A 12,350-nucleotide genomic window follows, 5' to 3' on the forward strand; every position below is an offset into this window, starting at 1 on the left:
TTTTTTCTTTTGGCGTCTTCGATGACTTTTAGGAGAGAAAGATGATAGCACTCGTTAAATTAATTGATAACCTTGTTTGGGGACCGCCCCTCTTAATTTTATTGGTTGGGACGGGGATTTACCTTACCAGTCATTTAGGATTAATTCAAATCTTAAAACTACCAAGAGCCTTTAAACTCATTTTTTCAGATGACGAAGGACATGGAGATATTTCATCCTTTGCTGCTCTTGCAACTGCCCTTGCCGCTACTGTCGGAACTGGTAACATTGTTGGGGTTGCCACTGCTATCAAGTCTGGTGGTCCTGGAGCGCTCTTTTGGATGTGGGTTGCCGCTTTTTTTGGAATGGCCACTAAGTACGCTGAAGGGGTACTAGCGATTAAATACCGTACAAAGGATGCCAACGGTCATATTTCTGGTGGTCCTATGTACTATATTGTTAATGGCATGGGGACAAAATGGAAACCCTTAGCCATTCTTTTTGCGGGTTCAGGGATCCTAGTTGCCCTATTTGGAATAGGAACCTTTGCTCAAGTGAACTCGATCACCTCGTCTTTAGGTCATAGCTTTGGCTTATCCCCACAAATGGTCAGTATTGTTTTAGCTATCTTTGTGGCTGCCATTATTTTTGGTGGCATTCATTCCATTTCCAAAGTGGCTGAAAAAGTCGTTCCTTTTATGGCTATTTTTTATATTCTATCTAGTTTAGCAGTTATTTTTAGTCACTACCAACAGCTACTTCCTGTTATTCGTTTAGTCTTTCAATCAGCCTTCACTCCGACAGCTGCTATTGGAGGCTTTGCTGGAAGTCTCATGAAGGATGCCATTCAAAAAGGAATTGCACGCGGTGTCTTCTCCAATGAGTCTGGACTAGGATCTGCACCTATTGCTGCAGCAGCAGCTAAAACCAATGAACCCGTGGAGCAGGGACTGATCTCCATGACAGGAACTTTTATTGATACGATTATTATCTGTACCCTAACCGGCCTATCTATTTTAGTAACAGGCCAATGGACTGGGCAGCTCGAAGGGGCTCCTCTGACCCAATCTGCCTTTGCCACTGTGTTTGGAAATTTAGGGACTTTTGGCCTAACCTTTTCCCTAGTTCTCTTCGCCTTTACAACGATTTTAGGATGGAGTTATTATGGAGAACGCTGCTTTGAATTCCTCTTTGGCATTACACATCTCACCTACTTCCGTATTGTCTTTATCTTAATGGTAGGCCTAGGAGGCTTCCTTAAGTTAGAACTAATTTGGGTTTTGGCTGATATTGTCAATGGTTTAATGGCACTTCCTAACCTGATTGCCCTCCTAGCTCTCTCGCCAGTTGTTATTTTAGAAACCAAGCATTACTTTATTAAGTAAACATGACGTTAGTACTACCCAGTTATACCTAGTCTTCTTCTGCCAAGTTCAAGACGCTAGGCTTTTTTCTTAAGCCCCTTTTTATGGTATAATATAAAGTTGAAATCAAAGGAGTTATTATGACACAGGATCCGATTGCAAATTTAAAACTAGCCAGAAAGGGCCCAATCGTTAGTATTATTGTCTACTTGTCGCTTAGTGTTGCCAAATTATTAGCTGGTTATTTGTTAAATGCAAGTTCCCTTATTGCTGATGGATTTAACAATTTATCGGATATTGTGGGAAATGTAGCCCTGCTTATTGGTCTTCACTTAGCTAGCCAACCAGCCGATGCCAATCATAAATTTGGTCATTGGAAAATTGAAGACTTATCCAGCCTTGTCACTTCTTTTATTATGTTTCTTGTAGGTTTCCAAGTACTGATTCACACAATTAAAAGTATCTTTAGTGGTCAGCAAGTTGATATTGACCCTCTTGGGGCTATTGTCGGTATCGTTTCAGCTTTTGTTATGTTAGGGGTTTATGTCTTTAACAAACGTCTTTCCAAACGTGTAAAATCCAGTGCCTTAGTCGCTGCTTCTAAGGATAATCTAGCTGATGCTGTTACTTCTATCGGAACATCAATTGCTATTATAGCAGCTTCTTTGCATTTACCAGTTATCGATCATATAGCTGCTATGATCATTACGTTCTTTATTCTTAAAACAGCTTTTGATATCTTTATGGAAAGTTCGTTTAGTTTATCTGATGGATTTGATAGCCGTCATTTGAAAAAATACGAAAAAGCCATTTTAGAAATCCCTAAAATTGTCGCCGTTAAGTCTCAACGAGCTAGGACCTATGGTAGCAATGTCTATCTTGATATTGTACTTGAAATGAATCCTGATCTTTCAGTCTATGAAAGTCACTCTATTACAGAGAAAGTGGAGCAGTTATTGAGTGACCAATTTTCTATTTATGACATTGACATTCACGTTGAGCCTGCCATGATTCCCGAAGAAGAGATTTTTGATAATGTCGCCAAAAAGCTCTACCGCTACGAAAAATTAATTTTGAGTAAGGTTCCTGACTATGACCACTACATTGCTAAGTCTTTCCAACTGATTGATGCGAATGGCCAAACAGTTAACTATGAACAATTTTTGAACCAAGAAATTTATTATCCAAGTAACTTCAACCATTTTCAGATTGAATCCATTAGTCAAAAAACGATGTTGGTAACTTACCAATTAAATGGCAATCAACGTACCAGTATTTGGAGGCGTCATGAATCTTGGTCCTTACTCTTCCACCAAATTACCCCTATCGCTAAGAAACAATTACATCACACACACTATCGTATTGTAAAAATGTAAAAACATCACTTCTCTTATAACATAACTATACTTCATGATATTCCTAAAGCGATTCCTAGTCCCAAAATGATAAGTGAAATAGTTAAAAAATTCCTACAATTTGTTTTTAAACAGATCATAGGGATTTTTTTAAGAATACACGTTTTCATATTGAATCTTATTAGTTTAGGGGGTTAAACAAGATTCAATAGTGACGGTTGAACAATACCTTAAATTGGTACATCATGTTAAAGGCAAAAAGGGCTACAGGTGACTCATTGTTTATGAGAACATCACCTCAAACTCTACAATGGTAAGATATTTAAAATCTTTACCTATTCTATATCCTAATGTAATCATCTACCTATACAACACATTACTTATACACTCTATGACTTAAGAGCTGTTTCCAAAGCATCTTGCACAGCAATAACTTCATCGTCAACTTGTTGAACAGTGGTTGTCGGATTTAGTTGGACACCAACCGCATGTGTGATAGCTTTGTTAAGTCTATTGTAAACGTCAAATGGTTTGATTCCCAAAACCTTTTTATCTCTTTCTAAACGAGTGTTCCAAATAGCTTTATTTAGTTTAGCTTTAGTATAGATAGTAGCACGGTCTGTTGGCTGTAAATCAGGATAATTGATAACTTTTTCCTCAAGTGCTTTAATTTCTTGTACTTGAGCTTTGATAGCGTCAACAGATGCAAATGGATCTATAATACGAATGACTAATTTAGTAATAGCAAACCCCATATCAGTATGCGCTTTTTCTACTTTATGAGTTAATTGGGTTGTGGAAAATACGATTGCTTTGATAGCATCTGATAATGCTTCTACTCTTGCCCCAATTGAACTAAAATCATAGATCGTTTCAGTATTGAAGCGTATAGAACTCTTCATGTGATCAACAGCATCGATAGCTTTGTTAACAGTAGTCTCAATATCAGTACCTTTAGCTTCATGTTTAATAGCTTCTAATTGTTGATGTCCCTCATCAAGCTTTTGCACTAGAGCATCTCTTTGAAAATTTGCTTGGTTGTTATTCATTAAAATAGTATCGGGATTTGAAGCATCATCAGCTAAAACTGAGTGCGTCATAGTTGAAAATAAAGCTAATCCAGCAACAACTGTTGAAAGACAGAGAAGGTGTTTGGGTTTCATATTATTCCTCCTGAATATAATAAATCTATTTAAATAGTTAAGTGAAGTTAAATTAATTTATAAGCGCTTATAACGTTATCATACTACTTGTTTTTACTAAGGTCAATATTTCTTTAATTTCCAGAAAATAAGAGAATTTCGCAAAAATAATCATTTTTTAATGTCATTAAATGCCTAGTATTACTTTTAAATGGACGTTAATTGACCTAAAATAACTTCTCTTGTCATTTATCAGTTTTAAAAAAACTATAATTTTCAGAAAAAATACAGTTTAATAAAAAACCTTAAACTAAGATTTTTATTAAATCGTCTAGCTGACTTTGTCTGCTAGATCTCACCTGTTAAACAAAAAAAGGACAAGTGTCCTTTTTAAGATTTAATATTGGCAGTGGCAACATCATCTCCAAACCATTTCTCAGAAATAGCTTGAAATTTGCCATTTTGATAAAGCACCCTGAAAGCACGATTAATTTTTGCTTGCAACGTTTTGTCTTCTTTTCTAAGTCCAACCGAAAATGCTTCATTTTCAAAGGTCGTTGGGATCATCCGATAATTCTCTAATTGCCCTTCTTTTGCTAAATAGTAATTGGCATATACTTTGTCAATCAATATTCCATCGATACGATCTGATTTTAAATCAATAAAAGCTTGTGTAAAGGTTTCATATTGATTAGCGTCTTTATTTTTAATAAAATCTTTCAGCAGTTTAGGAGTTCTTAACAAGGAGTCATAACCTGATGAAGCTGATTGTGCTCCTAACACTTTATGTTTCATATCTGATATTGTTTTAATATCAGATCTTTTTTTGACAACAATAATTTGTTCATTTCTCATGTAAGAATCAGTAAAGGCAACCTTATCCTGACGCTCCTTAGTTATTGAATAACCATTCCAGATTACATCAATTTTACCATTGTTTAGTTCTGCTTCTTTCATGTCCCAATTAATAGCTTGAAAGTTAACCTTGAGTCCATATTGGTGAAAAACTTCTTTAGCCAAATCAATATCAAAACCTTTGCATCTGCCGCTTTCATCCTTATAGCCCATAGGAACAAACGTATTGTCAAAACCAACTGTAATACTTTTTTGCTTTTGGTAAACTCCCCAAGCATCTCCTGATTTAAGACTTTTAGTAGCTTGACAAGCTACCAAGAAAAAGCTACTAGCTATGGCTAAAATTGCTACGGTTCTTTTTTTTATAATCATCTTTTGGGTCCTCTTCTATTTAGGATTAACCCTAATAATACGATCTGAGATGGCTTCGGCAAAAACAAGATCGTGAGTGACTACAATTTGAGTTATTCCCATTTCACGGTTTTGAACAATCAAGGCTTCTACCGTCTGACGTAGTTCAGGATCTAGAGCACTGGTCGGTTCATCGTAACCGATAATTTGAGGGTCAATCATCATGGCTCTTGCCAAAGCAACCCGTTGTTTTTGACCTCCAGATAAAGAATAGGGATAAACTTGGGCATGTTCTTTTAATCCTAAACGTGCCAGTAAATCCAAAGCCTTTTCTTTAGCGTCAGCCTTTTGCTTGCCCATTGTAATTGTTGGAGACAGCGTTAGGTTGTCTAAAACGGTAAGATGAGGAAACAATTGAAAATCTTGGAAAACAAATCCAAGCAAGTTACGATTTTCCAAATGATCAATACCAACATCTTCGCCATTGTAAAAGACTTGACCTGAATCAATAGATTCAAGACCAGCCAACATCCGTAAGAGTGTTGTCTTACCGCCACCTGATGGGCCTACCAAAGAGAGCACTTCTCCGTCTTGAACGGTTAGATTAAAGCCATCAAAAATGGTTTTTTGACCAAACTGTTTGGAAATATTTTTGAGTTCTAACATGAAGCCTCCTTACTGATAATAATTAAACCGTTTTTCAACTTGTTTTGAAATAATCGTGACCAGTCCAATTAAAAGCAAATAGATAAGACCAGCGATAAACATAGGGGCTAAGGTTGCATCCCTATTGGCTGCCGTCTTACTTGCTAATAAAAGATCTCCTACACCGAGTACATAGACAAGGGAAGAATCTTTGACCAAATTAATGACTTCATTGAAAACACTTGGTAACACAATTTTAAACACTTGAGGCAAAATAATATAACGAATGGTTTGAAGAGGTTTTAACTTTAATACTTTAGCTGCTTCATATTGACCTTTTGGAATAGCCTCAATCCCACCTCTAAAAATTTCAGCAAAGTAGGCAGCATAATTCAAAGTAAACGCCAAAATAGCAGCTGGCATTCGATCAAAACTAATCCCCACACTTGGCAAAACATAATAGAAAAAAATCAATTGAAGTAGTAATGGTGTCCCTCGCATCATCCACACGTATAGGGTCAAAAACCACTGTAGCGGTTTAAAGGGAATCTTCATCAAGAAAGCTAAAATAGCCCCTAAGGGTATAGAAAGAATGATAACAATAAAGAATACTTGTAAAGTCACCAAGGCACCATCTAATAAGCTGGGTAAAACTTGCTGAATATAGGTCATGTTGCCTCCTAAAACTGAATATTTTACTATTATACCAAATTTGAACGTATTTGGGGAGAGGTTTTTTATAAAAATACAACCAGATCAGCTGGTTGCGTATTATTATTAGATTTTCTTGACAAATTCTGATTTCAATTTCATCGCGCCAAACCCATCAATCTTACAATCAATATTATGATCACCTTCCACCAGGCGAATATTTTTAACTCGAGTCCCTTGTTTCAGGTCTTTTGGAGCGCCTTTTACTTTCAAATCTTTAACCACAGTAATGGTATCACCATCAGACAGTCGGACACCATTGCTATCCAAAACAACAAGTCCTTCTTCTTCAGTCGCTTCTTCGCCTGGTGTCCATTCAAAAGCACACATTGGACAGATTAATAAAAGACCATCTTCGTAAACATATTCAGACTGGCATTGCAAACAATTTGGTAATGACATCTTACACTCCTAAACATTTCTTAATGTTACCATTTTACTTTAGAATCAATGATTTGACAAGATGAATACGTTCTCATCAGAAGATGACTATTCTTCTTGTATAGCTTTTCTCAAGGCCATTTTCTAAGCTCTGCTATTCTCCTAAAAACAAAAAGCAACCACCTAACAGATGGTTGCCTTATCCATTATAATCATTTATTCTACTGTTACAGCTTTAGCCAAATTACGTGGCTTATCAACATCAAGTCCACGTTGTAATGAAGCGTAGTAAGCAATCAGTTGAGTTGGAATGACCATAGCAATCGGGGCTAGGAAAGGATGAACCTTATTGACAATAATGTCATCTCCCTCACGGTCAAGCCCTTCTTCCACAACTGTTAAAACATGAGCCCCACGGGCAGCAACTTCTTGAATATTACCACGCGTATGAGAGGCAACCAACTGACTAGACGATATTAAAGCGATTACTGGCGTGTCCTCCTCAATTAATGAAATGGTTCCATGTTTCAATTCACCAGCCGCAAAGCCTTCGCATTGAATATAAGAAATCTCTTTTAATTTCAAAGCAGCTTCCATCGCAACGTAATAATCATTGCCACGCCCGATGTAAAAAGCATTACGAGTAGTAGCTAGCAAAGCTTGAACCTTTTCTGCCACGAGATCTTTTTCAGACAAAGTCGCCTCAATAGATTGGGCAACCAATGACAACTCATGTACCAAGTTAAAGTCAAGAGCTTCTTGCTTACCATTTGCCTCACCAACTGCCTTAGCCAAAAAGGCAAGGGCAGCAATTTGTGCAGTGTAAGCTTTTGTAGACGCAACAGCAATTTCAGGTCCAGCATGAATCAACATGGTGTATGTTGCTTCACGTGATAAGGTTGATCCTGGAACGTTAGTTACTGTCAAACTCGGAATGCCCATAGCATTTGCCTTTACTAAAACTTGACGACTATCTGCGGTTTCTCCTGATTGGCTTAGTAGAATAAACATTGGTTTCTTGCTAAGCAGAGGCATGTGGTAACCCCACTCAGAAGCCACGCCCAACTCAACTGGTGTATCTGTCAATTGCTCAAGCATATTTTTTGTTGCAAAACCAGCATGGTAGGAAGTCCCTGCCGCTAAAATATAAAGACGGTCAGCCTCTTGGATAGAGGTAATGATAGCCGGATCAACCTGTACGTTACCAGTTTCATCTGCATAAGTTGAAATTAATTGACGCATTACGGTTGGTTGCTCATCAATTTCTTTCAGCATATAGAAAGGATAAGTCCCTTTGCCAATATCAGATAAGTCTAATTCAGCAGTGTAGGAATCTCGTATCAGCTCTTTACCATCGTAGTCTGTAACAGTTACCTTATCTTTGGTTAAAATAACTAGCTCCTTATCATGAATTTCCATAAATTCACTGGTTTCACGAATCATGGCCATGGCATCTGAACAAACCATGTTGTAACCTTCACCAAGTCCAATCAACAATGGAGACTTGTTTTTAGCCACATAAATAGTATCAGTTGCTTGGCTATCCATTAATGCAAAGGCGTAGGAACCTTCAATAATGCTTAAAGATTTTTTAAAAGCTTCCAGTACTGACAACTTGTCTTCTTCCACAAATTTTCCAATCAAGTGTACTGCAATCTCAGTATCTGTCTGCCCCTTAAAATCATGTCCAGCTAGGAACTCTGTTTTAATGTGAAGGTAATTTTCAATCACACCATTATGAACAAGTACAAAACGTCCAGTTTGTGACGTGTGAGGATGGGCATTATCCTCTGTTGATTGGCCATGCGTTGCCCAACGGGTGTGACCAATCCCTGTTGAACCAGCAACATCAATGCCAATCTTGGCACGCAAATCAGCAATCCGCCCCACTGATTTAATCAAGTTTGTTTGATTGGCATTAGCCACAAAAATTCCTGCTGAATCATAACCCCGGTATTCAAGCTTTTCAAGGCCTTGCATTAAAATATCCGTTGCATTGCGATTTCCAACAACTCCAACAATTCCACACATCTTAATTACCTTAACAAGTTCGTTAACTTGCTACTTTCTCTCATAATTTCAATAATTGGTATAGTCTAATTATACCGATAAAAACATTATGTTTACAGTATATAATATCCACAATGTCTTGTCAAACATAAAATTGGTATAGTCTAATTATAAAAAAAGTAGAGTAGCCTGACAACTACTCTACTTCTACAAATCCAAAATCGCTGAGAGGCAAAACTCTAAAGGTCACTAAACCTTTAATCTGCGAGGCATTTATTAACCCAAATCGACGACTGTCATTCGTATTTTTCCGGTTATCATTCAAAAGAAGATACTTCCCCTTAGGAACTTTTTGATACTTATCAGCTGTGATGGTAGCAACTGTAAAATCATCTGTATACAATGTGCCAAACGGTGCATGATTCAAGTAATGTGCTTTCATCTTTTCAAGGTAAGCCTGTGACTCTACCATATTATTGAGGTAAAAAATATCGTCCATATAAGTCACGCTATCGCCTTCAACAGCAATGACTCGACTGACATAATCTTTTTTTCCAACTCTATAAACCACAAAATCTTTATATTTGGGCTGAATATTTTTTTTGATTGTGACTAAATCACCACTCTTTAAATAAGTATTAGCTGTTTCTGGAGAAACTTTAAAAGTTGAAAAAACAAAGATTCTCAACAAAATAGCCCCAATAATCACAATTAATAACAATAATATATTTCTTATAAAATCTCGCTTTACCATATTAACTCCTAGTCTATTGTCTTATTATACCATGTTCTAAGCTAGAAAAAAAGTAAACAATTTTTGATCAATACCAATAAACGTTACTCATTCTGTATAAAATACAAACTTAGACTCATTAAAGTAAATTAACAGTAGTGAATTAACATGATATTTTTGATATCAAAAAAGGTTAGAATATTGCCTTCTAACCTTTAGGTAAATAGTTATAACACATTTATTTTACTGTACGAACACGCATAGTATTCGTTCCACCAGTACCAACTGGAACACCAGCAACAATAACAATATTATCCCCAGATTGAACTAAGCCTGCCTCCACAGCAACACGCTCTGCTACTTCAAACATGTCATCAGTAGATGCAGGTTTTTCAGCAAGAACAGGAATAACACCCCAGTTAATCATCAAAGCACGTTGTACTTTTTCATCAAATGTTACAGCTAAGATGTCCGCATCTGGACGGAATTTAGAAATCGCACGAGCTGTATTACCTGTCTCAGTAATAGTCACAACAAGTTTGATGTCCATTGAATGAGTGGCATCTTTAACAGCTGAAGCAATAACATCTGTTTTATTGGTACGTGGGAAGGCAGATGAATCTAAACGACCATATTCGTTAAGAAGAGTTTGTGCATTACGATCAATAGTCGCCATTGTACGAACAGATTCAACCGGGTATTTACCGTTAGCTGACTCTCCTGAAAGCATTGTTGCATCAGTACCATCGATAACAGCATTGAAGACGTCAGATACTTCAGAACGTGTCGCACGTGGTTTTTCAGTCATTGTTTCAAGCATGTTTGTTGCTGTGATAACTGCTTTACCAGCTGCATTCACTTTAGTGATAATCATTTTTTGGAAAACTGGAACCATTTCAAATGGTACTTCGATACCCATGTCGCCACGTGCAATCATGATACCATCAGCAGCTTCGATGATTTCATCAAGATTATCGATACCTTGTTGGTTTTCAATCTTAGCAAATAATTGCACATGGTCGTTACCAGTTTCGCGACAGATTTCACGAACTTCCTCAACGTCTTTGGCTGTACGAACAAATGAGATTGCAATAAAGTTAAGTCCTTGTTCAAGACCAAAACGGATATCAGCATTGTCGCGTTCCGCAAGTGCTGGGAAAGGAATTTTAGTGTTAGGGATATTAACACCTTTTTGTTTAGCAATAATACCGTCGTTTTCTACTTCAACGATAAATTGACGTGTTGCGATATCTTTGTCGATCACTTTCAAACCAAGTTTACCATCATCGATAAGAATAGTATGACCTACTTCTACTTCATCGTAGATGTCAAGGCTACCAGCAACGTTCAAAGCAATAACATCGCGAGTTGATTGAATACCTTGTGTAGTCGCTACACGGATTTTTTCTCCAGTAACATAGCTAAACTCTTTAGCATCATCTGCAAACAATTCCGTACGCATTTCAGGACCTTTAGTATCCAAAAGGAAACCAACTTTTTGACGAGCAATTTCTTCTGCAAGGCGAACAGTTGCCATACGGTCACCTTGCTCTTTGTGGTCACCGTGTGAGAAATTGAAACGGAAAACATTCGCACCAGCTTCAATTAATTCAGCGATTTTTTTTGCTGATTCTTCAACATCAAGTTGACCAGCCCAGTAGCCATCTTCTCCGTATTTTTTACCACCACGGATTTCAACCGCAGGACCAAGTGTTGCAACGATTTTTACGCGTTTATTCATTTTACTCTGAAACTCCCTTATTTTTTTGTCAATAATTGACGATTTAACAATTTTAACTAAACTTATTGTGACAATGAACGGTTCAAAGCTGCAAAGTCTAAACGAGCTTTGTGTGGATTATTAACAATAATCTTGCCTTCTTCAGTCAAGCTGAACAAAGCACCTTCTTCTGCAGTACCAAGGATTGGGCTTTCAACAAGTTCTTCATTGTGAATACCAACAGCCAAACCACCTTTGCCATCTTTAAGTAGCTCAACAGCATGTGAACCCATCCAAGAAGCAATGACACGGTCACGAGCAGTTGGTGAACCCCCACGAAGAATGTGGCCAAGATTTGTCACACGAAGGTCACTCTTATCGCCAGCTTCTTTCAGTTTTTGAGCAAAAGCTTCACCGCTCATAACACCTTCAGCTAAGACGATAATGTGGTGATTTTTACCTTTGTGTTCAAAATCATATTGGATTGTTGATGCCACTTTTTCAATATCAAACTCTTCTTCTGGAACAATGATTTGATCAGCACCACTAGCAATACCTGCCCAAAGAGCAATATCACCCGCATTGCGACCCATCACTTCAACCACAAAAGTACGTCCGTGACTTGATGAGGTGTCACGAAGTTTATCAATAGCTTCAACTGCTGTGTTAACTGCTGTATCAAATCCGATAGTGTAGTCAGTTCCCGCAATATCGTTATCGATTGTTCCTGGGATACCTACCGCTGGGAAGCCGTGCTCTGTCAAGCGCATAGCGCCATGATAAGAACCATCCCCACCAATAACAACAACACCTTCAATACCATGTTTTTTAAGTTGCTCAATACCAGCCAATTGACCTTCAAGTTGAGCAAACTCTGGATAACGAGCTGAGTATAAGAAAGTTCCACCACGTGAGATTTTATCACCAACTTCTTTTGAACCCAGTGGGAAAATGTCGCCATCAACCATACCTGCATAGCCACGGTTGATACCATAAACTTCCATTCCTTCTGAAATTGCTTTACGAACGACTGCACGAATAGCAGCGTTCATACCAGGAGCGTCGCCGCCACTGGTTAAAACAGCAATACGTTTCATTTTCTGG

The 12,350-nt window shown here is 37.6% G+C and carries 11 protein-coding genes; 2 read left to right on the plus strand and 9 right to left on the minus strand.

The annotated features are described in order from the left end of the window. Nucleotides 1-41 precede the first annotated feature (41 nt). Together B6D67_RS05565 and B6D67_RS05570 are read left to right on the plus strand one after the other, a co-directional pair. Entirely contained in the window at nt 42-1,364 is a 1,323-nt protein-coding gene (locus tag B6D67_RS05565; protein WP_011285555.1) for an alanine/glycine:cation symporter family protein, read from the plus strand. 119 nt (nt 1,365-1,483) lie between these two features. Next, complete coding sequence (locus tag B6D67_RS05570; RefSeq protein ID WP_010922370.1) at nt 1,484-2,719, plus strand: cation diffusion facilitator family transporter; 1,236 nt, start codon at nt 1,484-1,486, stop codon at nt 2,717-2,719. Nucleotides 2,720-3,087: 368 nt separating this feature from the next. Here the strand turns inward: B6D67_RS05570 and cfa are convergent, their stop codons facing one another. The 9 genes from cfa to pfkA form a co-directional block, all read right to left on the minus strand. After that, entirely contained in the window at nt 3,088-3,861 is a 774-nt protein-coding gene (cfa, locus tag B6D67_RS05575) for a CAMP factor pore-forming toxin Cfa (protein ID WP_011285556.1), read from the minus strand. Nucleotides 3,862-4,230: 369 nt separating this feature from the next. Continuing rightward, complete coding sequence (locus tag B6D67_RS05580; protein ID WP_010922372.1) at nt 4,231-5,067, minus strand: amino acid ABC transporter substrate-binding protein; 837 nt, start codon at nt 5,065-5,067, stop codon at nt 4,231-4,233. Nucleotides 5,068-5,082: 15 nt separating this feature from the next. Further along, nucleotides 5,083-5,712, minus strand: coding sequence for an amino acid ABC transporter ATP-binding protein (locus tag B6D67_RS05585; protein WP_002984457.1), 630 nt, complete (start codon nt 5,710-5,712; stop codon nt 5,083-5,085). A 9-nt stretch (nt 5,713-5,721) separates the two neighbouring features. Then, a complete protein-coding gene (locus B6D67_RS05590; protein ID WP_002992417.1) occupies nt 5,722-6,363 on the minus strand; it encodes an amino acid ABC transporter permease in 642 nt (213 codons plus the stop codon). 105 nt (nt 6,364-6,468) lie between these two features. After that, a complete protein-coding gene (locus B6D67_RS05595; RefSeq protein ID WP_002989626.1) occupies nt 6,469-6,804 on the minus strand; it encodes a zinc ribbon domain-containing protein YjdM in 336 nt (111 codons plus the stop codon). Between the two features lie 195 nt (nt 6,805-6,999). Continuing rightward, a complete protein-coding gene (gene glmS, locus B6D67_RS05600; RefSeq protein ID WP_010922374.1) occupies nt 7,000-8,814 on the minus strand; it encodes a glutamine--fructose-6-phosphate transaminase (isomerizing) in 1,815 nt (604 codons plus the stop codon). Between the two features lie 175 nt (nt 8,815-8,989). After that, the gene (gene lepB / locus B6D67_RS05605) at nt 8,990-9,547 is read right to left on the minus strand and encodes a signal peptidase I (protein WP_002984449.1); all 558 of its coding nucleotides are present in this window, start codon (nt 9,545-9,547) and stop codon (nt 8,990-8,992) included. 217 nt (nt 9,548-9,764) lie between these two features. After that, on the minus strand, nt 9,765-11,267 hold the full coding sequence (gene pyk / locus B6D67_RS05610) for a pyruvate kinase (protein ID WP_002984447.1): 1,503 nt from the start codon (nt 11,265-11,267) through the stop codon (nt 9,765-9,767). Between the two features lie 62 nt (nt 11,268-11,329). Then, complete coding sequence (pfkA, locus tag B6D67_RS05615; protein WP_010922375.1) at nt 11,330-12,343, minus strand: 6-phosphofructokinase; 1,014 nt, start codon at nt 12,341-12,343, stop codon at nt 11,330-11,332. Nucleotides 12,344-12,350 lie beyond the last annotated feature (7 nt).

Source organism: Streptococcus pyogenes (assembly GCF_002055535.1).
Taxonomy (GTDB): domain Bacteria; phylum Bacillota; class Bacilli; order Lactobacillales; family Streptococcaceae; genus Streptococcus; species Streptococcus pyogenes.